The following is a 24,921-nucleotide window of genomic DNA, read 5'->3' on the forward strand; positions in this document are numbered from 1 at the left end:
ATGGTAGCACTACTTTTTACACTGATTGCCTTTATTTTATTGTTGTTAATAATTGTTTGGGGGCATTTTCTTCGTCAACGTAACTATCGTAATAAGGTGGATAATAGCTTTCGCGATGAAACTAATATTCGTTTGTATAAAGAACACAAATCTGAGATAGAGCGTGATTTTTCCCAAGGACGTTTAGATCAAAGCAGTTATGATTATCTGATATCCGAGCTTGATCAAAGTTTATTACAAGATATAGAAGAAAATGCCAATGAGCAGAAACAAGTGACGGAAGCTAAACCGATCACGATGTTTTGGCCGGTTACGATGACTGTGTTTATGCTAGCGTTTAGCGCACTTCTTTACCAACAAACAGGGGCTTTTGAAGAGTTAACGACAATGCCTCGACAGCAGCAAAGTCATCAATCACTTGATGCTGAACAGCAAGCGTTGGTACAGCTGCAAAAATTAAAACAACAAACTGAACAAGAGCCAAATAATAGTGATGCTTGGTATAGTTTAGGGCAGGCACTTGTGGGGGCGGGTGACTTTTCAGCGGCATTAGCAGCTTTCGACCGTGTTATTGAAATAGACGGAGAGCATGCTGATTTATATGGAGCGAAAGCGCAAGCAAGCTTTTATCAGAATGAGCAGAAAATCACACCTGAGGTTCAATCTTACATCGACAAAGCATTGGCGCTTGATGCCAGAGATCCATCAACAAATATTTTGTTAGGTATGCATGCCTTTGTTAATCAAGATTATCAAACAGCGGTACAACATTGGCAATTGGTCGTGTCTGATAATCGCCCAAGTGTTAATGTCCAAGCTTTACAACAAGCACTTACTGAAGCGAAAAGCCGCTTGGCGCTAACAGGAGAACAAGCATCTGTTGATGTTAATTCGCAAGTATCTTTAAGTGTTAAGGTATCGTTATCCGATGAGATTAGAAAGCAACTAGAACAAGGTCAAGACAAGGTGGTATTTATTTATGCCATTCCTGCTGAGGGCTCAAGAATGCCATTAGCTGCTATTAAGTTACGTGCAAGTGATTTACCAACAGCAGTGACCTTATCAGATGCCAACGCCATGACTCCGCAAGCGAAACTAAGTGATGCTAAAGCAGTTAATGTGTTTGCTATTATTTCAGAGTCAGGCAGTGCGGGTATAAAACCGGGTGACTTTAAAGCCGAAGCCTTAAATGTCGAACTTGCTACAAACAAAATGATCTCATTAAATATTAATACCGTAGTAGAGTAGATGCTGGTTAACGAAAAGGTTGTGAACGATAGATGTTAAAATCAAGGTATATAGGGCAAGATAAATCAGTCCATAAACGTACGGCCAAAGTTGGGGTGCTGTTAACTAACTTAGGTACACCTGATGCACCAGAGCTAGTAGCCTTAAAACGTTATTTACGTGAATTTCTATCAGATCCGCGCGTTGTAGAAATACCCAAGTTAGTATGGTGGATTATTCTTCACGGCATTATTTTGCGTATAAGGCCGAAAAAATCAGCTAAGTTATATCAGTCTATTTGGACAGATGAAGGTTCACCGCTATTGGTATTTATGCGAAGGATCCGCGATAAGGTCGCGAAAAAGTTAATGTTAGAGCAACAGAGTGAAGTTGTGCTAGATATCGCAATGCGTTATGGGTCTCCGGCTATTTCAGAAGCGCTTACTCGCTTTCAAAAACTGGGTATCGATAAGTTTATAATTTTACCGTTATACCCACAATATGGCGGTCCTACAACGGCATCAACGTATGATGCGGTCACTCAAACTATCAGTAAATGGCGTTGGATACCAAGTATACATTTTATTAATGGCTACCATAATCATCCTTTGTATATTAACGCGTTAGCAAATAGTATTCAGGCACATATTGATACTCACGGTAAGCCAGATAAACTGTTACTGTCTTATCACGGCATGCCTAAACATTTTCTTGATAGTGGCGACCCCTATTATTGTTTCTGCCATCAAACGACGCAGTTAGTAGCGGCACAACTAGGATTGCTTGAGGATGATTTTATCACGACCTTTCAATCGCGATTCGGAAAAGCTGAATGGTTAAAGCCTTATACTGATCAAACGCTTGAAGAACTCGCTAAACAAGGCTGCAAGCATGTTGCTATCATTAGTCCTGCCTTTAGTGTTGATTGTTTAGAAACACTAGAAGAATTAGAAGAAGAAAATCGAGAGATTTTTATTGAAGCAGGAGGTGAGCAGTATCATTATATTCCTGCTTTAAATGACAACGAAGATCATGTCACCCTTATTTCGGATATTATTGAGCAATATCTGTAGTAAAAAAACGCATTGCAATAGCAGCGGTTACTCCCTCTCCCTAAGCAGTAACATGACTATTGCAATGCTAATTCATTTACATCAATACACAAAAATATATCACTAATTATTTATGCTCATTAGTACTCATTAAGCGCAAAAATGATAATGTTGATCAACAGATTTTTTATAGCTGATCGCGAATAGCAATAATAAACTTAACGAAAATAGTATCGGGGTAGTAGGTAACGATACTGTCACCGGCATGGTCGTTAATAGCTGCTGTTGGTTGATAGCATTTGGGGAACTAGTGGCTAATTGCCATTGAACCTGTTGTAAACTACCTGTGCGCTGCAGCGTCATGCCTTTTGCTGTAGAAGGGGGTTGAGTAACCAATATATCGGTAGAAACAAGGCCTTTTGCAGCGCCATTTGTTGCAACAAAACGCCCTTCATAACTTATAAAGTCTGATACAAAGTCATGCTGATTATTGACTAAAGCGATACCATCTGGCGATCCATTTTGAATCCCTGAAAAATAAAAAGTGGCAAAACCATAGCCATTACTGTTATTTGCTAAGGTGCCGGTAAGGGGCTGGTTTTTATATACCTTACCGTTGCCGCCGTTATAGAACAGCAATGACCATTGCGATAAATCTGTCCCTGCATTGCCAATAAGTTCTACAAATTCATTTTTATCACTTCCAGCGTTGTCATAGTGTATTTCATTAATCTGCAATAAACTTGCAGCACATTTACTGCAAAACAGCGTAAAAATAAGCGCTATACAATAGCTTAATGGTTTCATATGTGTAATTCCTTTTACTTAAGTTGTGTTGACTCCGCAGGTTAGTGTAGAAAAATAGCCAACGTCAGCAACCTTAAAAAGGTGATACAAGGTATTTACAACATATAATTAACCTTTTTTAGGGTAACATTTAAAATGGGGGGCATGAGTGCGCTTTTACTGTAAAAATACAAGTGAATTTATTTAGTAAGTAGTGTTGTTTCAGGTGACTGGACTTCCCAGATTTTGTGAAATGAGTTTGCTTTTTGAAAATATCACTAACTCGTTTGGTGATGAGAATCAGTTGATATGTAACTTACTTGACCATTTAACGAAGTGCTAAAAGCCAGTAGGAAATGTACAGGTGCAGAGATTGATTATTTACTTATCAAAAAGGTAAAAGAGTTAATAAGCGACACAGAAATTTAGGCAATAAAAAACGGAGCACTATCGCTCCGTTTTACAGTAATCTTTTTTAATTAAAGTGCTGTAACGTTTTTCGCTTCAGGACCTTTTTTACCTTGCTCAACAGTAAATGATACTGATTGACCGTCAGTTAGTGTACGGAAACCGTCACCTGTGATTGCACTGAAGTGAACGAACACATCAGGGCCGCCTTCTTGCTCGATAAAGCCGAAGCCTTTTGATTCATTAAAAAATTTTACTTTGCCAGTTACTGAGTCAGACATACCAACATTTCTCTCTATAATATAAGGTTTAACAATTTAGGCTATTCAGACATACATGCAGATGTAGCCATGTACGGAGTAAATGCTCTCTACCCAAAAGTACAGACAGAGAAAGGTTTCCATAACACAGGTGCGTTTAGGTTTAAATAGAACTCATAAATGAGGCTATTTAGTCCCTCTCTTCAAACGCAAAAACTCAACGCAAAAGAATTGTAGCACACAAAATTATTAATAGCTTGAATTATAGTGAAGAATAATTGAACTTTTTTTTACAAACAGAAGCCTGCATAAAACAGGCTTTTGTTATTTACAGTAAACGTCGGCTAAATAGCGCTACATTGCAGCAATTTGCGCTTTTTGGTCGTTAAGTTTCGCTAATGCAGATTCAGTTTCTGCTAATTTAGTTTTTTCTTTATCGATAACGGCCGCAGGTGCTTTAGCAACAAAATTTTCATTGTTAAGCTTTCCGCTGATTTTTTGTGCGTCTTTCGCTAACTTTTCAATCGCTTTACTAAGTCGCGCTAACTCTGCTTCTTTATCAATTAATCCTGCCATTGGAATTAACACAGACATTTCACCAATGACTGATGTGGCCGAAATTGGACCATCGTCATCAGCAGATAAAATTTCAATGCTTTCTAGTTTGGCTAGCGCGCTAATGAAGTTGTTGTTTTCATCTACGCGGCGCTGATCGTCTGCGGAAGTATTTTTCAAGTACACAGGTAATGGTTTGCTTGGTGCAATATCCATTTCACCTCTAATATTGCGTATCGCAACAATAAATTGTTTTACCCACTCTAAATCATCAACGGTTGCTTGGTCGACAAGCGAATCATCATACTGAGGATATGCTTGCACCATAATGCTATCACCTTGAGCATTAAAGTTGGTTAGTGGCACCACACGCTGCCATATAGTTTCTGTAATAAATGGCATTAATGGATGCATGACACGTAATAGCGTTTCAAGGGTTTCAACTAATGTTTTGCGTGTGCCGCGTTGTTGAGCTTCATCACCTTTAAATAATATTGGTTTTGTAAGCTCTAAATACCAATCACAGAATTGATTCCAGGTAAATTCATATAATGCTTGTGAAGCTAAATCAAAACGGAAGGTTTTAAAGGCTTCATGTACGGTTTTTACCGTCTTTTGAAGTTCAGCTTGTACCCAACGGTCTGCTAATGAAAGGGTAATGTCACCGCCTGACTTGCCACAATCGTGTTCTTCGGTGTTCATTAATACATAGCGGCTAGCATTCCAAAGTTTATTACAGAAGTTACGATAACCGTCTAAGCGTTTCATATCCCAGTTAATGTCACGTCCAGTAGAAGCAAGTGCTGATAAGGTAAAGCGAAGCGCATCGGTACCATGGGCTTCTATACCATCAGGAAAGGCTTTTTTGGTTGCTTTTCCTATTTTATCTGCAAGCTGAGGCTGCATCATGTTGCCGGTACGCTTGGTCAGTAACGCATCTAAAGAAATGCCATCAATCATGTCGAGTGGATCAATAACGTTGCCTTTTGATTTTGACATTTTATCGCCATTTTCATCGCGAATAAGCCCTGTTACGTAAACTTGTTTAAAAGGGACTTGAGGCTTGCCATTTTCATCTTTGATGAAATGCATGGTCATCATGATCATTCTAGCAACCCAGAAGAAAATAATGTCAAAACCTGTGACTAATACATCAGTCGAATGAAACTTCTTCATCATTTCTTCTTCATTAGGCCAACCTAATGTTGAGAAAGTCCAAAGTGCGGAAGAAAACCATGTATCTAGTACGTCGTCGTCTTGCTTTAATATAACGTCTTCAGCAAGTTGATGTTTATCTCTGACTTCTTGTTCACAACGACCTACATATACATTGCCTGAATTGTCATACCAAGCAGGAATACGATGCCCCCACCAGAGTTGGCGTGAGATACACCAGTCTTGAATGTCGCGCATCCAAGCAAAATACATATTTTCATATTGCTTTGGTACAAATTGAATGTCACCATTTTCTACGGCTTCAATCGCAGGTTTTGCAAGAGCTTCTGTTCTTACATACCATTGGTCAGTCAGTAATGGCTCGATAATAACGCCAGAACGATCACCGTATGGAGCAACTAAATCATGATCTTTAACGCTATCAAGTAAGCCTAACTGTTCAAATTTAGCGATAATAGCCTTACGTGCGTCAAATCTATCTAATCCAACTAAATCGCTAGGCAATGATGCGTCAAAATCTTCGCTCGGTTCGCCATTGGTATTGTATACTTCTGCATTAGCCAAAATAGCCGCATCTTTATTAAAGATGTTAATCATGGCTAAATTACAACGTTTACCCACTTCATTATCATTAAAGTCGTGCGCAGGCGTAATTTTTACACAACCTGTGCCTTTTTCCATGTCAGCATGTTCGTCACCAACGATAGGTATTAAACGATCAACAAGCGGTAATTTAATATGTTGACCAATTAATGCTTTATAACGTGGATCTTCTGGGTTTACTGCAACGCCTGTATCACCTAGCATGGTTTCAGGGCGCGTTGTTGCTACCACTAAATAGTCTTTGCCATCAGCGGTTTTGGCGCCATTAGCCAGTGGGTAACGTAGTTGCCACATATGGCCTTTTTTGTCTTTGTTTTCAACTTCAAGATCAGATATGGCTGTGTGTAATTTTGGATCCCAGTTAACTAACCGTTTTCCGCGATAAATTAAATTGTCTTGATAAAGGCGCACGAATACTTCTTGTACTGCGTCACTTAAACCATCATCCATGGTGAAGCGTTCTCGCGACCAATCAATTGAATTACCAAGGCGTTTCATTTGTTTGCCAATGGTGCCACCAGATTGTGCTTTCCATTGCCAAATTTTATCGATAAAAGCGTCTCGACCATAATCATGTCGATTCTTACCTTCTTCTGCCCCTATTTTTCGCTCTACTACCATTTGTGTAGCAATACCTGCGTGGTCAGTACCTGTCTGCCATAAGGTACTTTTACCTTGCATACGTTGATAGCGTATTAAGGTGTCCATAATGGTTTGTTGAAAGGCGTGCCCCATATGAAGGCTACCCGTTACGTTGGGTGGTGGAATAGCAATACAGTACCCTTCACCGTTGTCGGTGGGGGCGAAATAGCCTTGTTCTTCCCAAGATTGATAAAGTTTGCTTTCGATTTCAGCAGGGTTAAATGTTTTTTCCATTGGATTAATACTTACGCGTTAATTTAATGTTACTTTGTTTTCACAGGTGCAGCCGCTTGGTTGTCTACCTGAAACCCAAGTTGACGGTATTGTTTAAAGCGCGCTCTAGCAAGCTCTTTCAATTTTTCGTCGTTGGGTACAAAATCGATAATGTTTGAATATTGTTGAGCAAAGTTTGGCACTGTACTCGTTAAATTAATTAATACTTGTCGTCTGTTTGTCGGTGCTTGCCAACTAATTTCTACGGCTGAACCATTTTTTTGTCCTTCACCAAGTAAGTTATGAGGAACAAAGCTATTTGGATCAAAAGACCACAAAAGCTCATCAATGTGATGAGCTTGTTCTTGCGAGTCTGTATAAATGAATACACGCTGATTTTGTCGATAAAAATTTGCTGCTTGAAAGCATGCATGTAAATTATCTAACGGTATGTTGTGTTTATCCTGCTCTTCTAACAGGTAAAACATGACATGTGTATTCATCATGTGCGCTTATTCACCTTGTTCTACACCAGATTTATTTAATAAAAATTGCGATAACATGCTAACAGGACGGCCCGTTGAGCCTTTATCTTTACCACCACTACGCCAAGCTGTGCCGGCAATATCTAAATGTGCCCAGTGATATTTCTTAGTAAATCGCGACAAGAAACATGCTGCGGTAATGGTACCTGCTGCACGCCCACCTAAGTTGGTGAAGTCAGCAAATGGGCTTTCTAGTTGTTCTTGATATTCTTCCCATAAGGGTAAACGCCAAGCACGGTCACCACTTTGATCTGACGCATTGAGTAATTCATGTGCTAGAGGATTATGTGTACTTAACAACCCACTGGCATGTTTACCTAAAGCGACAACACAAGCACCGGTTAATGTAGCAACATCAATCACGCAATCAGGGTCAAAGCGTTCAACATAGGTAAGTGCATCACATAATACTAAACGGCCTTCAGCATCAGTATTTAACACTTCAACGGTTTGACCAGACATGGTGGTTAATATGTCGCCAGGGCGGTAAGCATTACTGCTTGGCATATTTTCACAGCCAGCAAGTACCCCAATAACATTGATAGGTAAGTTAAGTTCGGCTAAGGTATGCATCGCACCCAATACGCCTGCTGCTCCACCCATGTCGTACTTCATTTCATCCATGGCTTCGCCTGGCTTTATTGAAATACCACCACTATCGAAGGTTAGCCCTTTGCCAACAAGTACAATGGGCTTGCTGTCTTTGTCACCACCTTGATAATGAATAATACTCATCATGGATTCATTGGCAGAGCCGCGCCCTACAGCAAGGTATGAGCCCATACCAAGTGCTTCCATTTGTGCTTCATCAACCACGTCAGTTGAGACGTTGTCGTATTCATTCGCTAAAATTTTAGCTTGCTCAGCAAGGTACGCAGGATTACAAATATTTGGCGGCATATTCGCCACATTCTTACAGGTATTAATGCCTTCTGCGACCGCTAAACCATGCGCTACTGCACGCTCACCTAAAGGTAACTCGCGTCTTGTTGGAACATTAAAAACGATTTTTCGAAGTGGTCTACGTGGTTCTTCTTTACGTGTTTTCAAGCTATCAAAACTGTACAAGCAATCTTGTGTTGCTTCTACGGCTTGTCTTACTTTCCAATAATTATCACGGCCTTTCACATGAAGCTCTGTTAAGAAGCATACTGCTTCCATTGAGCCTGTTTCGTTCAAGTTGTTTATGGTTTTACTGATAATTTGACGATATTGCCTTTCGTCAAGCTCGCGTTCTTTTCCGCAACCAACCAGTAATACTCGTTCACTTAAAATATTAGGTACATGATGTAATAACAACATTTGACCTGATTTACCTTCTAAGTCACCTCGACGTAACAAATTACTAATGTAGCCTTCGCTGATTTCGTCCAGTTGTTCGGCAACAGCAGATAAACGTCTTGGTTCAAAAACGCCGACTACGATACAAGCACTGCGTTGTTTTTCTGGGCTGCCGCTTTTTACGCTAAATTCCATGGGCTCTCCTAGTTTGAGGTAAATCTGAACGTTTTTTAAAAAAAATTCAGTTTAACTTGCTTAAATCTACCATTAATAGATAAGCTTACTGTGATTTATTTTTCGCTAAAGGCTATAATTATAGCCTTATCCAGAAGCATTACCTAAAGGCTTTTGAATTATTTTAGTTATGAAAATGACAAGTTTACTTAAAAATTGTCATTATGTCAGAAAAAAACTAAGTTTTTGTAGGATCTCTTTGTGATCGTTTTTCGTTATTTATTAAAAGAAGTGGTTAAAACCCAACTCGCAGTATTTGTGGTGTTAATGACCATTTTTATCAGCCATAAATTTGTCAGAGTACTTGATGACGCCTCTGAAGGTGGTATTCCTGGCCAGTTAGTGATGGTGTTTATTGGTTTAAAAGCGCCCGACTTGGCAGGCACGATATTACCTTTAAGTTTCTTTTTAGGGATTTTGCTTGCTTATGGGCGCATTTATGCCGATAACGAAATGACCATTTTACATGCGACGGGCATAAGCGAGTGGTATGTAGTCAGGGTTACGCTTATTCTGGCTGTGATCACTGCGATATTTACAGGCTTGTTCACTTTATATTTATCACCGCTTGCTTCTGAATATGAGTATCAAGTCAAAGAAAAGCTTGCTGCTGATTCTGGACTAAGTGCATTAGTGGCTGGACGTTTTCAAACCACAGGTAATAAAAAAGCTGTGGTGTTTATTCACGGGAAAGATAGAGTGAGTAATACCTTAGAAAAAGTGTTTGTGGCACAGTTACCAAATGAGAAATCAGGACAGAGTGAAATTATCAACTCAAGTTTAGTGTATGCAAAACAAGGTGAGGTAATAGAAGAATCGTCAGGCTCGCAACGTTTGATCCTATCTGATGGCACGCGTTATCAAAATGATCCAAAGAACCAAGAATTCAGACAAGTTGCGTTTGGTAAATATTACATTCAAATTGAAGATCAAAAAATTGAACATAAACGTAGAAAATTAAGTGCTATTCCCACACAACAATTGTTCAATGAAACATCGAGCGAATATCGCGCTGAAATTCATTGGCGAATAGCGTTCCCTTTAGCATGTATTATTTTAACCTTTGTTGCCGTACCGTTAAGTGTGGTAAACCCGCGACAAGGGAAGTTTGCCAAAATGTTCCCAGCTATCTTGCTGTTCTTGAGCTATCTATTGCTGTTAACGGCAATGCGAAGTGGTTTAGAAAAAGGCTCAATTCCGTTGCAGTTTGGTTTATGGCCCGTACATTTATCTGCGTTATTTGTTGGCTTTAGTCTATTAGCAAAAAGCCGAAGTACGGGGTTGAGGTTACGCTCTGTTTTACCGTTTTATGCCAAGAAAAAAGAGGCTAAAACATGAAAATTTTAGATTTATATATTGCTAGAATTATTGCTTCCACTACCTTACTCACACTTGCGGTGTTTGTTAGCCTTAGCGGCATTATTAAATTTGTAGAACAAATGAGATCGGTAGGCAAGGGCAGTTATGACTTATCACATGCGGCGCTTTATGTATTATACGCTGTGCCACGTGATGTCGAATTGTTTTTTCCAATGGCTGCATTAATCGGCGGGTTAATTGGTATCGGTATGCTCGCCAGTAATTCTGAACTGGTGGTAATGCAAGCGTCGGGTTTATCGCGCTTAGATATTATTAAATCAGTGATGAAGTCTGCTTCAATTCTTATTATATTGAGCATGGCAGTGGGTGAGTGGTTAGCGCCTGCTGGCGAAGCAGCCGCAAGACAAGTAAAAGCGCAAGCCATTTCTGGAGGTAGCTTGATCTCTGCTAAAGGTGGCACTTGGGCAAAAGACGGAGATTATTTTGTTCATATCATGGAAGTGCAAGACACAGGCTCATTAAAGGGAATACAAATTTACCGTTTTGATCGTGATTTAAAGTTATCAAGCTGGCTGGCGGCGAGTTCTGCTGTATACCAAAAAGATGCGTGGCTATTAAGTGATGTGGTAGATACCTATATTCAAGATAAAGAAATTACCACAAAATCGTTACCTACCATGGCTTGGCAATCTACGTTAACGCCAGATAAACTCGGTGTGGTAACGGTTAAGCCAGAATCATTATCGGTCAGAGGGTTATTAGATTATTTAGATTACCTTGCGGAAAATGACCAAGACTCAAGCCGTTATCAGCTTGCCTTTTGGCGAAAGTTGATACAGCCTGTAACGGTTGCGGTGATGTTATTGGTCGCACTATCTTTTATTTTTGGTCCATTGCGTTCAGTGTCAATGGGGGCAAGAATTATGATGGGTATTGCTACGGGTATTTTGTTTTTTATTACGAATGAAGTATTAGGTTCGGTGAGCTTGGTGTATCAACTACCAGCGCTATTTGGTGCAGCAATGCCTAGTGTGATTTTTACTGCCATTGCTTTATATTTTATTCGAAAGAAAGCGGGTTAATAACCATACTCCCGCTTTAATATAAAATTAAATTTTCGCCTTATTCGCTGCCAGCGATAACACGACAATTTCTGTATTCGTTAATTTATCTTGTAAACTTAACTTGTGTTTCCATTCGATAAAAAGCCAAATATTGCCTAACCCAAATAGGCTGTAGATAATTCTTATTAATCCTAGTTTCTTATTGATTAATTGCCCGTCTAAATGTTGTAGCCTTAAACGCCAGGCTTTCATTCCTAGGGTTTGACCGCTTCTTGCCCAGAAAAACAAAAAGAAATAAATAACCCAGAAAATGTTCCAGCCATATATGAGTGCGCTATAAAAGTATGATGACTGCTGCACATCAATTAAGTGTTGATGATCGTTCATGTTGACCAACCCGAGTGTTGCGCCAAGTTGAAATAAGCCAAAGCCTATTGCGCCGGCCACCATATAAACGGCAATCGCTAATAGTGCGTCATAAATCCATGCGCCCAAACGGCGCATAAAACCAGCACGTGGAAAAGCGGTAAAATCTACTGAAGACATCATGTTACTCTGTTTTTAAATGACGCGTCAGTGTAGCAGACTCTTTCTTACGACTTAATAGATTATCGGCGCTAACATGTGCCTTTTTCTTCACTCGGCTTAATTTTATATAAAGCGGCATAGAGTGCAGGCACAACTCCTAAGGTTAAAATAGTACCGATGCCTAAGCCAAAGGCGATAACATTCGCTAAACCATAAAATAGCGGGTCTTTACTAATAATTAGCGGCATTAACCCCATTATGGTGGTAATAGTTGTCATGGCGATTGGACGTAGGCGCATCAAACAAGCATCGACAATTGCTTGAAACTCACTTTTACCTTGTGCTTGTTCAATATTTATTCGGTCAATGAGTACAATGGCATTATTAATAATAATACCGGCCAAACTATACAAGCCTAATGTCACCATAAATCCAAACGGTGCTTGCATGATAAACAGTCCCATTACTGCGCCGACAAAAGATAACGGAATAGTTAAACAAATGATTAACGGCTTACGGTAGGAGTTAAATTGTGCGACTAATAAAATGATGATCACGCCTAATACAATCGGCATATTGGCACTTAATGATTTTTGCGCGGCAGCTGATTCTTTGATCACGCCGTCATATTCAATACGATGATTGACAGGTAAATCTTTTTTGAGCGCTTCAAGCTTGTCATCGATGCGTAATTTCAGGTCTTCCGCGGCCATCTTTGTATTGCGCGCTTCGATGCTGATAGTGCGAAACATATCTTCATGATGGATCATGGAAAATTGATTTACTGGTTCAAAGTCAGCTACTTGAAATAACGGTATCGTGTTGCCGGTAGTATGTGAGTAAACATTAAGCGTACGTAACTTATCAATGTTTTTTCGTTCACCTTCTTGAGCGCGAAAAATAATAGGGATAATATCGTCACCTTCGCGGAAGTTGGTGATATGAGCACCAGAAAAATAGCTCTCTAATGCTTGCGCAATATCACTTGACGTTAATCCTGCTCTTTTAGCACGGTGTTGATCAACGTTTACTGCAATTTTGGTGATCAAGTTTTCCCAGTTATGTCGAACATTAATAGTATTGGGGGTATCGTGTAATAAGGTCATAATATCTTGTGCTTTTTTGTAAAGCACATTCTTATCAGGGCCTTTTACTTGGATTTTTAAAATGGCGGAATCTGACGGACCCAAAAACATTTTTTTCACCCGTGCCGAGACATTAGGAAATGTTGATTCAATGAGTGGATCTAAATCTTCTGTCACTGCTGTTATATTTGTATCTGGTTTTACGTTTAATACGATAAAACCTTTATTCTCTGCAGGGTCTTCAGGGTTGAGTGATAAAACAAACCTAGGACCACTAAAGCCAACATAGCCAGAATAGCTTTCAATGTAGTCAAATTGCTTTTTGTTTTCGTTAAACCAAGTAAACAGTTGTTGCATTTGACGATCAGTTTCCCGTGATGAAGTACCATTGGGTAAGTCGATATTAATCAATATTTGTGTGCGATCGGAATCCGGGAAAAACTGTTTTGCGGCAAATTGCATTGAAAATACCGCTGCAAAAAATAACACCACCATACCAGATAAAAACAAGGCTTTATGAGATAAAATCCATAACAATAGACGTTGGTAAGACTGGTAATATTTTCCTAACTGGCTATCGTTAGTTTTTGCAGGGCTGCCTTCTTTGTCTGACACCTTGATAAAGTAATAGCTTAAAATAGGGGTAATTGTGAGCGCTAAAACCCAGCTGGCTAATAACGAAATTAAAATTACCAAGGAGATTGATCGGGTATATTCTCCCGCTACATGTTCGGCTAACATTAACGGCAAAAAGAACAAGATAGTAGTGGCAGATGAACTTAATAAAGGCAAGGCAAGCTCTTTGCAGCCTTGAACCATGGCATTATAACGTGAAGTATTATCTTCCAAACGTCGCTTAAAGTCTTCTGCTAATACAATGCCGTTATCCACTAATAGCCCAAGTGAAATAATCAATGTAGCTAAACTCATGCGTTCAAGTTTAATACCGCTAAACTGCATAAAGGTTAAGGTAACTAGCATCACGCACGGCACAATAGTACCGACAATGAGCCCTGTTCTTACGCCTAAAAACAGGACAACAACGACTAAAACAATAGCCAATGTTTGTAATACGCTAAACGACACCCCTTTTACTGTTTTATCAACTTGTTCTGCCTGGTGTGTGGCTATATTTAATTGATAACCAATAGGTAAAGTGGCTTGAATTTCTTCAATTTGTGCAATTAAGCGTGGTGAGTACTCTAAAATGTTATAACCCGATAACATCGCAGTGGCAAAAAATATGGCCGGTTTACCGTTAAAATATGCCTGTTTATCCGGCGGATCAATATACCCTCGTTTTATGCTTACTATATCTTTTAGCGCAATAAAGTCTTCCGTGTTAGGTATAGAAATAAAGGTATTCGCAATATCATCAAGGGTGTTAAAATTACCCGTTGGTTCAATAATATAGCTTTTTGCACCTGTATCCACTTCGCCACCAGAGCGCACAATATTTTGATTTCTCAATTCATTCATCAGGGCTTGAGGAGAAATACCCAATTGTGATAATTTCGCGTTAGAAGTTTCGAGGTATATGCGCTCTGCTTGATACCCCAAAATATCAATTTTTTTAGTACCTTCAACACTATATAAGGTGTCACGTATATGTTGAGATATATCGTACATTTCAGCCATGGTGAAACCGTCAGCAGTGAGTGCTAGGGTAACTACCGATACATCACCAAATTGGTCATTCACATAGGGTGTTATTGTACCTTCAGGTAACTTACTTTGTGCAGCGGTGACTTTATTGCGTAAATCTTGCCAAATATCATCTAAATTAAAAAAGCGGTCGTAAATCTTTACATGGATTGTAGATAAACCCGTGGATGAAGACGATTTTATTTCTTTAACTTCAGGAATTTTACGAATTTCTTCCTCAAGTTTTTTCGTGATCAATTTTTCTACACGGTCAGGCGCCATACCTGGAAACTTAGTGGTTACAATTGCTTCACGAATGGTAATGCTGGGGTCTTCTTGTGCTGGCAAAGTAAAATAAGCAAATATGCCATTTATCAGCATTAGCGCTGCAATTAAAAAAACAGTCTTACGATATTTAAAAGCCGTTGCAGTAATATTCATTGATAAAACCCTTAATTAAAACGTTGGGTTTGTTGATCTAAAAGCGTCACTTGTTGACCATCTCGTAAAAAGGCAATGCCGGCCGTAGCGATAATTTCACCGTCTTTTAAGCCTTCTGATAAAATGATCTCGTTATTAATCACATTCTCTGCATGTACATAACGCTTATTCAGTGTTTTTGAGGTTGTGTTGTAAACAAATACATAGGATTTTTGTTCTAAATCTGCGCCAATTGCTGTAGCAGGTATTCGAATTGCAGGCCCTGAATACCCTGATTGCTCACTATTCTTATAAGTGAAAGAGACTTCTGCTGTCATGCCAGCTCTTAATGCATCATGGTTGTCATTTAACACAACCGTTAACGGAAAAGCATTAGCTGACTGTGCTCTGGTACCAATTTCAGTGATGTGTCCTTTCATCACGACTTGATTTAGCACGGGAAAAGTGACATTCAATGCTGTGTTTTTTGATAATTCTCTTATCAATGTTTCAGGTACCATCACATGTACTTCTAAACCATGTTCACCTTCAATTTCAAAAATAGGTTGTCCTTGAGATATTTGCTGGGAAGGCTCAATTAATCGCTTGGTAATAACACCGTCGTAGGGGGCTAGCAATATGCTGTCCTGTTGGTTTTTATTGGCAATATCCACTTGTGCTTGAGCAACCGCTACTGCACTTTTAGTAGAATTGAAAGCTGCCTTGGCATTATCAAAATCTGATTGTGAGACTAATTGTTGTTTGATCAATTTTTTAAATCGATTGTAGGTGCTTTCTGCTTCTGAAAAGCTTGCTTTTACTTGCTGAAGGTTAGCATGTGCTGATTGCACACTGAGATTAAAACTGCGTTGATTTAATTGCGCAAGTCGTTGACCTTTTTGTACCGTGTCCCCTAAATTGACCGGTACATCTTCTACCTTACCTGCTACTTCAAAGCTCAATGTCGCCGTTTCAACAGGGGCGATAATACCTGATAGGGTACGCACTTGTTCCATAGGAGATAGCGTGACTTTCTGCCAAGCGATGGGCCTAATCATTGGATCTTTTTTAGGTGAATTATCTGAACAAGCGATCAGAGAGAAAAGAAAAAAAACATAAAAAATATTACGCATTGCAGACGTCCATATAAACAATTAATCAATAAAGCGTAGCCTACATTCATAAAAGAATACATATAGATATGAAATGGTACTACTAAGTACCAGATAGTGTGGTACTATCTAGTACCAAAGTCAATAAGAAATATTTAGTGGGTATGCAAGCAGAGTTAATATTATCGCAAAAAACGTTATCTGAACGCGGAAAAAAAATTTTAGATGCAGCACAGCAATTGTTTCTGGAACATGGTTATGACAATACATCACTTGAAATGATCATTAGTGAGGCTGGCGGTTCAAGGCGTAATATTTATAGTGAATTTGGTAATAAAGAAGGGCTATTGATTGCGGTGATCAAAGAGCATATCGCCGCACAAGTATCATTATTAGTTGATATTGATTATGACTTACCGCCAGAAGAGGCGTTGACCAAGGTATGTTGTCGATTTATGGATGGCTTTTTGTCTGAAACCGTGATTAAACTTTTCCGTTTAGTGATTAATATTGTGCCAACCCTACCACAACTGGGCGAACTCATTTTTCATTATGGACCACTTACAGGTTGCCGACCGATTAGTGATTATTTAGCTTACTTGAATAAGCAAGGTGTATTATTAATAGACGATAGCGAGTTTGCTGCGCATTTATTAATTGAAATGATCAAATCTCGCTTACATGTTCAAGCGTTATTATTACCAAATAACCCGCCAACGAAAGCTGAAATATCAGCGCACGTTCGTCAAGCAGTACCAGTATTTTTACGCGCTTATAAAGTTTAATCTGTACGATAATTAAAGTGTTGTACAAATTAACAACAAATAATACCTATCAAATGAAAAAGCGGTTGCCAACATCAAGTAATCTCGTATAATGCCAGCCACTTCAACAAGAAATTGTTAAGTCACTGTGTCGCCGGAGTTGAAATAGGTAGACACGACGGATTCAAAATTGAAAACGTCTACAGCTAACCCATTGTTAGTTAAGTGATAAACTTAGTTTTGTGTCTTGCAAAGATTTGCAAAGTTTTTACGAGATTACAAAAATTACTGACCTAGTTTTAAGGTTGGTTTAGTTTATAAAGAGTTCGATTTTAGATACAAGAATTGATTTCTTTGCAAACTGAAAAGTTAGCTACAAGCCTTTGCCGGTGTGGTGAAATTGGTATACACGACGGATTCAAAATCCGTTGCAGCAATGCGTGGCGGTTCGAGTCCGCCCACCGGTACCATTATATAGAAGCCTTGTCCTTAATCGGATGGGGCTTTTTTTATAGGATTTGAAGACTCTAAGTCCGCTATGAGCGATTTGCAGACCGTGGGGATATTCAGGTTTACGATTGAGAAACCGCTCTAAAGCGGACATTTATCGATACGATTACCTTGTACCGAATGCATTGCCAAACGCATCGCTACTCACCTACATCAATGTAACCTTAAGTACGTTCTTCTTTGCTGTGCCACACCCTTACAACAGCGATAGTAATGTTCTCCTCCCTATAACGTAAAACATAATTTCCTGTGCCAAAAGGAATGAGTATTTCTCGAAATGAGCTTAAGCCTTCAACAGGGCGTCCTGATTCAGGGTTACTCATTAAAGTTAATGCACCTTCTTTTATCTTGCTTGCTGCTCTTTTAGCTGCGTTTGGGTTTTTCTCTTGAATGAACTTTCTCAACCGCATTAAATCTGTTACGGCATCAGGTAACCAAACTACTTCTCGGGACATGATTTTTCCTGCTCAGTACCCCAACCCTCTAACCAATTCATTACTGATTGATTACTAACAGACTCACCATTTTCTTTATAAGCTTCCCATCTTTCTAATGATTCTTTATCAGCTAACTCTTTCGCTTCTTCTTGCTCGATATAACGGGCTAATGCTTCTTTGGCATGATGACTTTTTGAACGATGGGTACGTTCTGCCAATGCAGACAACCTACTTTCTAAGTCATCATCTAATCTAACGCCTAACATAGTTTGACCTTTACACTTTGTTTAACCATGTTAAACAGTGTTTAACAATTTGGTGAATTTGTCAATTTACTTATCGCATTCTTGCTGATTATTCACCTCCCATTCAAACTCATAACGTACCCAAAGTTCAAAAGCTACAAGAAAAAACTATTAGAGGAATCAATCCAAAAATACCATATCCCCCCTGTGTCAGGATAGTTCTCGCCTCAATTGATTGCTTTGCAAACTGAAAAGTTAGCTAAAAGCCTTTGCCGGTGTGGTGAAATTGGTGTACACGACGGATTCAAAATCCCTTTTCGAAAGAAGTGTCGGTTCGAGTCCGACCACCGGTACCATTATTGAAAGCCCTGTCCTTAATCGGATGGGGCTTTTTTATTGGGAGAAAATCGTAATGATTCAAAGGTCGGCAAGGATACGAAAACGGACGTTAATCTTGGCTTACTTAGCGATAAGTGAACCGATAAAGAGGAAGTTTACTAAATAGTTTTGATATGACTTGTCTGTACTATAAGCAACGGTCTAAATTTTATAAAAAATGATTCTTATTGCTGAAAGTTTTATATTCACCTGCATTGTTTTGTTGTTTTTATGACCAGTTTCGTTTAATGTACGAAACTTCGTATACATAAATAAGTTATTGTAATAAAGGGAAGTTATGAAAAAAATTCAATTGTGGATATTTATTTTACTGAGCTTGATTATTAGCAAATCGGTGTTAGCTCAGAGTAATTTAGATATTCAAGCAAGAGTTGAATCTAAAAAGCTTCAAAGCATAAAAAACATTTCGATTAGGCTCCCCAAAAACTACTATGAAAGTCAAGCGTCACATTTAAAATTTCCTGTTTTATATTTTCTTGATGGGGGGCGTTCTGACGAACATATTAATGCGGAAATTTCAGCATTGTCAGGTAGTGGTATTATTCCAAATTTTATTGTTGTTGGCATCGAAAGAGACGGTAAAAATAGATTTAGAGATTATACACCTGTCCCAGACAAAGAAAATAGAGGCGGTGGTGCTGACAACTTTATTCACTTTCTTGAGCATGAATTAATTCCGTATATTGATACGAACTATAGAACGGTAGGCTTTAGAATATTGCAAGGGCACTCATTGGGAGGACTATTCAGTTTGTATACTTTTCAAGCTAAACCTGAGTTATTTCAAGCACACTTTGCTTTTAGTCCATCTCTCGATCAGGCAAATTCATTAGTCACGCAATTGGTTCAAAAATACATTAAAAATGGCGCAATCAAGCAAAAGTATTTGTACGCCAATATGGGGAGCGAAGGGACAGACATTATTACGACTACAGGTAAAACAATGGTAGGAGATTTCAACGCAATAAATAACGTATTAGACAGTGATTACAGGTTACCATTTCGCTATAAATTTGAATCTTTTGAAGAAGATCCTCATCACTTGACTCAGTTTACAGGCTTGCGAAGAGCACTCAGAGACTTATTCAAAGATTTTTTTTATACACACAGTAGATTTGCATTAGGTATAGAAGAATATAACGCGCATTACTCGCAACTTACTAAACAGTACGGATTTGAGCTTATTCCCAAGGAAGGAGAAATGTACTGGGCAGCGGTTGCAAATATTAGCATGTTTAATAATAGGAAAAACGCTTTAAATTTCTTTAAATTAGAAGCTGAACTTTATCCTAATTCCGTAAATGCACTAGAAAACTTGGCGGATTTTTATCAAGAAGAAGGTGAGTTAGAAAATGCAATATTATTACTCGAAAAAGCGTTAACCCTTGTATCACATGAAGATGATAAATATTCAAATTTGTCAAAAAAATTAGTAGAGTTTAATTTAAAACAGAAAGATTAAAAAAACGAATATAATGCGGAACTGCTGCAACTTAGCTAGATTCCGCTTCGGGTAACTGATAAAAATCTTCTTGCAGTTATAGGAGACTCTTAGATCGACAAACAATTTACATGCAAAATATTTTCTTTGATCACTATTCCTCTCCAAATTGCCGTCTAGAAATTAAGTGCCAGCGACAATATAGAGATTGAACGATCATAAAATTTAGCAATTAGTACCCTAGTTATTACAAAAGATTAACGACCGCTTTAGGTTCTGGTTGCCGTTAGTGTCTCAAAAGCTAATTGGACTTCCCATACTTTGCTAGACACTAAACGAGTTACATTGAACTTTAACTAGAGGTGTTTATGAGTGTTTCTTTACTCCCTGAGGTATTCCTACAATTGTATGATTTTTGAACCTCTATGTACTTTTTTCACGGTGTTCTGTTGTTATTACCGATAAATTTGCCACGTTAACTGCTTACTTTCTTGTATAGCCTGTTCTTGCGTTATATTTACCACTGGCATGCATTCTGCTCCTATTGGCTAAAAGTATATTTGGAGTAGTTATGTCACTTACACTTGAAAAGTTCAGGTCGTTAATCAATGAAAAATTAACCGCTTGGGTAGAGTTGACGGTTAAAAATTTACCGAATGTTGTTATTGCCTTTGTGGTTTTTTTACTGTTTTTCTTATTATCTAAGGTATTTTCTCGTTGGATAAAAAATTTATTAAATAGAGTGTTCCAGTCACACCAAATAACAGGACTAATTGCTGGGATTAGTCGAATAATATTTATTGCCATTGGTTTTTTCTTTGCCTTAGATATTATGGGGTTGTCTAAGGCGGTTGCTTCATTACTTGCTGGTGCGGGTATTATCGGTTTGGCTATTGGTTTTGCGTTTCAGGATATGACGGAAAACCTTATTGCTGGCGTTGCAATGGGTATTCGTAAACCTTTTCAAGTGGGTGATGTGATAGAAGCAGACGATGTCTTTGGCACCGTAAAAGCAATAAATCTGCGTAATACTTTAGTGGAAACCTTTTTTGGTCAGTTAGAGCTTGTTCCTAATAAAATTCTGTTTAGAAATATCTTAACCAATTATTCTTATAATGGCGTAAGGTGTATTGAAATACCAGTTGGTATTTCTTATGCCGATGACATTGAAAAAGCATCAGAGGTGATTGTAGAGAACATTAACCAATGTGATTTTGTTATTAACAAACAAGAAACGGCTGTATACGCAGAAGGATTTGATGATAGCAGTGTAAAATTACTGGTATGGTTTTGGATTAACTACCCTGGGCAAAAAGGCTTTATGCAAGCTCGTCACGAAGGCGTTGCAAATATTAAACGTGCCTTAGCAGAAGCTGACATTTCGATACCATTCCCAATCAGAACTTTAGATTTTGGTATAAAAGGGGGTGAAAAATTAAGTGCAATGATGAGTTCAAAAAAGGCTGAAAATACCGAGAAAGCATCATGAGTTACTGCTGAAGATAGCTTTGAAGAACAATATAAGGTTATGTTTACACCATGTTAGCGATTAATTTTATCGTTAACATGGAATTTGTATACCAAATAGGTAAACTATCCGCACCTTAAAATTTAGTGAATATATAATTTTTATGCAAAAACTTTCACACCATATTTCATTATTAACGTTTGCATCTATGACATTTTTATCTGTCGATGCTTTCGCTGATGTAAACGTAGATATTGATTTAAGCAAGGCGGAACACCATTACGCCAATGTCACCATGTCATTACCAGAATCGGTAAAAAGCAGTATTGATTTAAAACTTCCTACTTGGCGTACAGGTCGTTATGAAATTCTAAATTTGGCTAATGGTATTCGCGAATTTTCTGTTGAAGGCGATAATATTTCTTGGCAAAAAGTTGATAAAGACACATGGCGTTTAACGGGTGATTTTAAAAGTGGTGTTGAAGTAAGCTATCAAGTTTATTCAAATCAACTTGGTTATCGCACACGCCATGTTGATGACAGCCATGCGTTTTTAGACGCCTCTGGTGTTGTGATGTATACCGAAGAAACACGTGATGATAAACATATTATTCAATTAAACACCCCTAAAGAATGGCGCAGTGTTTCAGGTTTAGTTTCAGGGGATAACGCCCATCAATTTATTGCATCTGATTATGATTTACTAATTGATTCACCTATAGAAACAGGTATAAACGAATTTCATGAGTTTACCGTTGATGGCCGAGAATATGAGTTGGTCATTTGGGGTAAAGGTAATTATGACAGTGAAAAAATGGTGAAAGATCTAAAAGTACTTGTCGCACAAGGCAATACTATTTGGTCTGATTATCCGTTCGAACGCTATGTATTTATGGTACATGCAACCAGTGGCGCCAGAGGTGCGACTGAACATTTAAATTCAACCATTATTCAACGTTCGCGCTATAGCTTTTCTGAAAGAAAAGATTATTTACAGTTCTTAGGAACTGCAGCACATGAATTTGTGCATACGTGGAATGTTAAGCAATATCGTCCAGAAGGCTTAGTGCCTTATGACTATCAACATGAAAACTATTCGAATCTACTTTGGTTAGCTGAAGGCTCAACCAGTTATTTGCAAAATCAATTATTGATGCGTGGTGAATTAATGACCACGAAAGAATGGTTAAAAAGTTTATCTAAGAGCATTAATGGTTTTAAACGTAAACCAGGACGCGATGCACAGTCTGTTGCAGAAGCCAGCTTTGATAAGTGGATCAGCGAAGGTGGTGATTACGATAAAAACCATAGCGTTAATATTTATTCTGAAGGCTTTTTAGTTTCTTGGATGTTAGATTTTGATATTTTGGAAAAAACTAAATTAAAGAAAAGTTATCGTAATGTGCATGATGTACTTTATAAAGAGTACAGCATTCCAAAAACCTTTAACGATCAAGACGTATTAGCGGTGTTGAAAAAAGTGACGGGTGATAGCTACCAATCTTGGTGGCAAAAAAATGTTGATGGTCATGCAAAACCTGACTTTGATAAACTGCTGGCTAAAGCTGGTTTAGAAATTAGCTATGGTAAAGAAGATAAAAAGAAAGCATGGACAGGGTTAAGTACCTCTTCCCATTCCAATGGCTTATTGGTAAGAGCGGTAGAAAAAGGCAGCCCAGCGTGGCAAGCAGGTTTTACTACGGATGACATCATCGTGGCTGTCGATGGCTTGCGTATGGCAGACAAAGGCTTGAAAAAGCGTTTAACCAATTTCAAACCAGACACTGATGTTGAATTTACCTTTTTTAGACGTGACCAGTTAATGACCAAAACCATTACCTTAGCGGCTATGCCAAAAAGTGAATTAAAAGTACAAGCGATGAAAGATGCAAGCAAAGCGCAGAAGGCATTTTTTAAAGCATGGACAGGTTTAGATTTTCCTGAAAAGAAAGCTGAAGAAAAGAAAAAATAACATTTAACTAAATTTTGTCGAATGGATAAAGGCCACTTGTTTGCAAGTGGCTTTTTTTATGAAGTAATATCGCGAAACAGTGACGTTATTGTTCTGCCATTTCCAAAAAGCCGCCATGAGTGTCGCGGTAAGCTGGGCGCTGTCTTATACGTTCAACATATGCCATAACTTTGGGAGATGGTTCATACCATTTAAAAATGATGGCAAAGTCTAACAAGCCACCAAACACAACATCAGCTGCGGTGAACTGTTCACCTAAAACCCAATCATTTCGAGGGGTCATTGCTTCAATTGTTGCTAACACTCTGGTCATATCACCCCAACCAACTGACTTAGGGTCTAGAGATTCAATATTAAAAGCTGCGAGAGTAAAGGCTGGTTCAATTGTGTTTCCGGCGATAAATAGGTAACGATAATAGGTGGCACGTTCGGCACTACCAACTTGAGGCGCCAGTTGCTTTTCAGGGAATTTATCAGCTAAATAGGCGCAAATAGCTGCAACCTCTGTCACGACTACATCATCATCTACCAATACAGGCAATTTACCCATAGGGTTTATATTTTTGAATTCTGGTGATAGGTTTTCTCCATTTTCAAAATCAATAATCACTTGCTCATGGGGAGCGTCGAGCTCTTTCAGCATCCAGTCGGTGGTGATCCCTCTGCTCATTTGATTGAAATAGTGTTTCATTTATAGACTCCTTGTCGCCATGTGGCGAGGTTAACGGTTAAGTGGTTTGCGACAAATACTATATGGTAATTTATGCCGTTATTTGGCATATTAAAGAAATGACAAATACTAGCTTTGAACATCGCAGTGAACGGCGCAGCCGCCTACTTGGATTACTGCGCTCTGAAGAACATTGGAAGTCTGCTGACTTACGCGAGCAGTTGGGGATTAGCCAGCGAACCTTGATGCGAGAAATAGCTCAGTTAAGGCTTGCTGGTTATCCTATTGATTCAGATCGAGGACGAGGCGGAGGCATTCGTTTAAATGGTCGCTGGGGCATTGAGCGCTTACAGTTAAATCATCAAGAAGTGGTTGAATTGATACTGTCGTTAGCCATTATGGAGTCACTACAATCGCCGTTGTTTACCAATAACCTTAAAGCAATTAAACAGAAGCTCTTTCAAGCCTTTCCTGAAAAACAACGCAACGCAGTGAGTACTATTCGTAAGCGTATTATGGTAGGTGATAATGCAGGAACAACTGCCGTTGCACGTTATTTAAAGCCAACATCAAAGGTATCAGAATCTGTTGCAGAAGCATTCTTACAATGTAAGTGTTTAGAAATTGATTATGTAGCAGAGTCAGGTGAACGAACAACACGTGTGATTGAAGCACAGTATATTTTATTATTCTGGCCTATTTGGTATATCATCGCTTGGGATCATTTACGCAAATCATCTCGTGTTTTTCGCATAGATAGAATTCAACGCGCTCATGTGGTTGAAAACCGTTTCAAACTTCGCCATAAAGACACCTTTTTCGATGTGTGTATGCCGTTTTATCAATCAATTTAAAGCACA

The 24,921-nt window shown here is 38.6% G+C and carries 20 protein-coding genes and 2 tRNA genes; 11 read left to right on the forward strand and 11 right to left on the reverse strand.

Annotated elements, in window-relative coordinates; genetic code table 11:
* On the forward strand, positions 1-1,248 hold the full coding sequence (gene ccmI / locus QUE72_RS02195) for a c-type cytochrome biogenesis protein CcmI (protein WP_074498783.1): 1,248 nt from the start codon (positions 1-3) through the stop codon (positions 1,246-1,248).
* Between the two features lie 32 nt (positions 1,249-1,280).
* Positions 1,281-2,300, forward strand: a complete 1,020-nt coding sequence (gene hemH, locus QUE72_RS02200) for a ferrochelatase (RefSeq protein ID WP_286271232.1) — start codon at positions 1,281-1,283, stop codon at positions 2,298-2,300.
* Positions 2,301-2,429: 129 nt separating this feature from the next.
* Here hemH and QUE72_RS02205 read toward each other — a convergent pair whose 3' ends face one another.
* The 5 genes from QUE72_RS02205 to pepA all read right to left on the reverse strand — a co-directional run bounded on the left by QUE72_RS02205 (position 2,430) and on the right by pepA (position 8,943).
* Positions 2,430-3,086, reverse strand: a complete 657-nt coding sequence (locus tag QUE72_RS02205; RefSeq protein WP_286271235.1) for a hypothetical protein — start codon at positions 3,084-3,086, stop codon at positions 2,430-2,432.
* A 458-nt stretch (positions 3,087-3,544) separates the two neighbouring features.
* On the reverse strand, positions 3,545-3,754 hold the full coding sequence (locus tag QUE72_RS02210) for a cold-shock protein (RefSeq protein ID WP_074498780.1): 210 nt from the start codon (positions 3,752-3,754) through the stop codon (positions 3,545-3,547).
* Between the two features lie 333 nt (positions 3,755-4,087).
* The gene (locus tag QUE72_RS02215; RefSeq protein ID WP_286271241.1) at positions 4,088-6,943 is read right to left on the reverse strand and encodes a valine--tRNA ligase; all 2,856 of its coding nucleotides are present in this window, start codon (positions 6,941-6,943) and stop codon (positions 4,088-4,090) included.
* 29 nt (positions 6,944-6,972) lie between these two features.
* Entirely contained in the window at positions 6,973-7,428 is a 456-nt protein-coding gene (locus QUE72_RS02220; protein WP_286271243.1) for a DNA polymerase III subunit chi, read from the reverse strand.
* Positions 7,429-7,434: 6 nt separating this feature from the next.
* Complete coding sequence (gene pepA, locus QUE72_RS02225; protein WP_074498777.1) at positions 7,435-8,943, reverse strand: leucyl aminopeptidase; 1,509 nt, start codon at positions 8,941-8,943, stop codon at positions 7,435-7,437.
* Between the two features lie 240 nt (positions 8,944-9,183).
* On the opposite strand from pepA, the gene lptF reads away from it, so the two are divergent.
* Together lptF and lptG are read left to right on the forward strand one after the other, a co-directional pair.
* The gene (lptF, locus tag QUE72_RS02230; protein WP_286271244.1) at positions 9,184-10,320 is read left to right on the forward strand and encodes an LPS export ABC transporter permease LptF; all 1,137 of its coding nucleotides are present in this window, start codon (positions 9,184-9,186) and stop codon (positions 10,318-10,320) included.
* Positions 10,317-11,384: an LPS export ABC transporter permease LptG gene (lptG, locus tag QUE72_RS02235; protein ID WP_074498775.1), complete on the forward strand. Its 1,068-nt coding sequence runs from the start codon at positions 10,317-10,319 to the stop codon at positions 11,382-11,384. Before lptF ends, lptG begins: the two co-directional genes overlap by 4 nt.
* A 27-nt stretch (positions 11,385-11,411) precedes the next feature.
* Here lptG and QUE72_RS02240 read toward each other — a convergent pair whose 3' ends face one another.
* The 3 genes from QUE72_RS02240 to QUE72_RS02250 form a co-directional block, all read right to left on the reverse strand.
* Positions 11,412-11,915, reverse strand: a complete 504-nt coding sequence (locus tag QUE72_RS02240) for an RDD family protein (protein ID WP_286271246.1) — start codon at positions 11,913-11,915, stop codon at positions 11,412-11,414.
* 68 nt (positions 11,916-11,983) lie between these two features.
* On the reverse strand, positions 11,984-15,064 hold the full coding sequence (locus QUE72_RS02245; protein WP_286271248.1) for an efflux RND transporter permease subunit: 3,081 nt from the start codon (positions 15,062-15,064) through the stop codon (positions 11,984-11,986).
* An 11-nt stretch (positions 15,065-15,075) separates the two neighbouring features.
* Positions 15,076-16,176: an efflux RND transporter periplasmic adaptor subunit gene (locus QUE72_RS02250; RefSeq protein WP_286271250.1), complete on the reverse strand. Its 1,101-nt coding sequence runs from the start codon at positions 16,174-16,176 to the stop codon at positions 15,076-15,078.
* A gap of 98 nt (positions 16,177-16,274) precedes the next feature.
* On the opposite strand from QUE72_RS02250, the gene QUE72_RS02255 reads away from it, so the two are divergent.
* The gene (locus QUE72_RS02255; RefSeq protein WP_286271252.1) at positions 16,275-16,940 is read left to right on the forward strand and encodes a TetR/AcrR family transcriptional regulator; all 666 of its coding nucleotides are present in this window, start codon (positions 16,275-16,277) and stop codon (positions 16,938-16,940) included.
* A 364-nt stretch (positions 16,941-17,304) separates the two neighbouring features.
* Positions 17,305-17,389: transfer RNA gene (locus QUE72_RS02260), tRNA-Leu, on the forward strand.
* 204 nt (positions 17,390-17,593) lie between these two features.
* Here QUE72_RS02260 and QUE72_RS02265 read toward each other — a convergent pair.
* Complete coding sequence (locus tag QUE72_RS02265; protein ID WP_286271255.1) at positions 17,594-17,884, reverse strand: type II toxin-antitoxin system RelE/ParE family toxin; 291 nt, start codon at positions 17,882-17,884, stop codon at positions 17,594-17,596.
* Positions 17,869-18,132 (reverse strand): ribbon-helix-helix protein, CopG family, encoded by a 264-nt coding sequence (locus tag QUE72_RS02270; protein WP_074498770.1) that lies wholly within the window; start codon positions 18,130-18,132, stop codon positions 17,869-17,871. Before QUE72_RS02270 ends, QUE72_RS02265 begins: the two co-directional genes overlap by 16 nt.
* A gap of 250 nt (positions 18,133-18,382) precedes the next feature.
* Here QUE72_RS02270 and QUE72_RS02275 point away from each other — a divergent pair.
* The 4 genes from QUE72_RS02275 to QUE72_RS02290 all read left to right on the forward strand — a co-directional run bounded on the left by QUE72_RS02275 (position 18,383) and on the right by QUE72_RS02290 (position 23,391).
* Positions 18,383-18,467, forward strand: a tRNA-Leu gene (locus QUE72_RS02275).
* Between the two features lie 320 nt (positions 18,468-18,787).
* Positions 18,788-19,972: an alpha/beta hydrolase gene (locus QUE72_RS02280; protein ID WP_286271258.1), complete on the forward strand. Its 1,185-nt coding sequence runs from the start codon at positions 18,788-18,790 to the stop codon at positions 19,970-19,972.
* A gap of 550 nt (positions 19,973-20,522) precedes the next feature.
* Complete coding sequence (locus QUE72_RS02285) at positions 20,523-21,440, forward strand: mechanosensitive ion channel family protein (RefSeq protein ID WP_286271260.1); 918 nt, start codon at positions 20,523-20,525, stop codon at positions 21,438-21,440.
* A 142-nt stretch (positions 21,441-21,582) separates the two neighbouring features.
* Entirely contained in the window at positions 21,583-23,391 is a 1,809-nt protein-coding gene (locus tag QUE72_RS02290) for a M61 family metallopeptidase (protein ID WP_286271262.1), read from the forward strand.
* A gap of 85 nt (positions 23,392-23,476) precedes the next feature.
* Here the strand turns inward: QUE72_RS02290 and QUE72_RS02295 are convergent, their stop codons facing one another.
* Positions 23,477-24,082, reverse strand: a complete 606-nt coding sequence (locus QUE72_RS02295; protein WP_286271263.1) for a glutathione S-transferase family protein — start codon at positions 24,080-24,082, stop codon at positions 23,477-23,479.
* Positions 24,083-24,144: 62 nt separating this feature from the next.
* Here QUE72_RS02295 and QUE72_RS02300 point away from each other — a divergent pair, with 62 nt between their 5' ends.
* Positions 24,145-24,915 carry a helix-turn-helix transcriptional regulator gene (locus tag QUE72_RS02300; RefSeq protein ID WP_286271264.1) on the forward strand — a complete coding sequence of 257 codons (771 nt, stop codon included), beginning with the start codon at positions 24,145-24,147 and terminating at the stop codon, positions 24,913-24,915.
* The last annotated feature ends 6 nt before the right edge of the window (positions 24,916-24,921 follow it).

The sequence above is a fragment of the Thalassotalea hakodatensis genome, from assembly GCF_030295995.1.
Lineage (GTDB): Bacteria > Pseudomonadota > Gammaproteobacteria > Enterobacterales > Alteromonadaceae > Thalassotalea_C > Thalassotalea_C hakodatensis.

What these genes read in the sequence shown, in the direction of transcription:
- QUE72_RS02265 (WP_286271255.1), bottom strand. Translation starts at nt 17,884, where the DNA reads ATGTCCCGAGAAGTAGTTTGGTTACCTGATGCCGTAACAGATTTAATG.
- QUE72_RS02245 (WP_286271248.1), bottom strand. Translation starts at nt 15,064, where the DNA reads ATGAATATTACTGCAACGGCTTTTAAATATCGTAAGACTGTTTTTTTA.
- QUE72_RS02280 (WP_286271258.1), top strand. Translation starts at nt 18,788, where the DNA reads ATGAAAAAAATTCAATTGTGGATATTTATTTTACTGAGCTTGATTATT.
- QUE72_RS02205 (WP_286271235.1), bottom strand. Translation starts at nt 3,086, where the DNA reads ATGAAACCATTAAGCTATTGTATAGCGCTTATTTTTACGCTGTTTTGC.
- pepA (WP_074498777.1), bottom strand. Translation starts at nt 8,943, where the DNA reads ATGGAATTTAGCGTAAAAAGCGGCAGCCCAGAAAAACAACGCAGTGCT.
- QUE72_RS02270 (WP_074498770.1), bottom strand. Translation starts at nt 18,132, where the DNA reads ATGTTAGGCGTTAGATTAGATGATGACTTAGAAAGTAGGTTGTCTGCA.
- QUE72_RS02215 (WP_286271241.1), bottom strand. Translation starts at nt 6,943, where the DNA reads ATGGAAAAAACATTTAACCCTGCTGAAATCGAAAGCAAACTTTATCAA.
- hemH (WP_286271232.1), top strand. Translation starts at nt 1,281, where the DNA reads ATGTTAAAATCAAGGTATATAGGGCAAGATAAATCAGTCCATAAACGT.
- QUE72_RS02285 (WP_286271260.1), top strand. Translation starts at nt 20,523, where the DNA reads ATGTCACTTACACTTGAAAAGTTCAGGTCGTTAATCAATGAAAAATTA.
- lptG (WP_074498775.1), top strand. Translation starts at nt 10,317, where the DNA reads ATGAAAATTTTAGATTTATATATTGCTAGAATTATTGCTTCCACTACC.
- QUE72_RS02290 (WP_286271262.1), top strand. Translation starts at nt 21,583, where the DNA reads ATGCAAAAACTTTCACACCATATTTCATTATTAACGTTTGCATCTATG.
- QUE72_RS02250 (WP_286271250.1), bottom strand. Translation starts at nt 16,176, where the DNA reads ATGCGTAATATTTTTTATGTTTTTTTTCTTTTCTCTCTGATCGCTTGT.
- QUE72_RS02300 (WP_286271264.1), top strand. Translation starts at nt 24,145, where the DNA reads ATGGTAATTTATGCCGTTATTTGGCATATTAAAGAAATGACAAATACT.
- QUE72_RS02240 (WP_286271246.1), bottom strand. Translation starts at nt 11,915, where the DNA reads ATGATGTCTTCAGTAGATTTTACCGCTTTTCCACGTGCTGGTTTTATG.
- ccmI (WP_074498783.1), top strand. Translation starts at nt 1, where the DNA reads ATGGTAGCACTACTTTTTACACTGATTGCCTTTATTTTATTGTTGTTA.
- QUE72_RS02295 (WP_286271263.1), bottom strand. Translation starts at nt 24,082, where the DNA reads ATGAAACACTATTTCAATCAAATGAGCAGAGGGATCACCACCGACTGG.
- QUE72_RS02210 (WP_074498780.1), bottom strand. Translation starts at nt 3,754, where the DNA reads ATGTCTGACTCAGTAACTGGCAAAGTAAAATTTTTTAATGAATCAAAA.
- QUE72_RS02220 (WP_286271243.1), bottom strand. Translation starts at nt 7,428, where the DNA reads ATGATGAATACACATGTCATGTTTTACCTGTTAGAAGAGCAGGATAAA.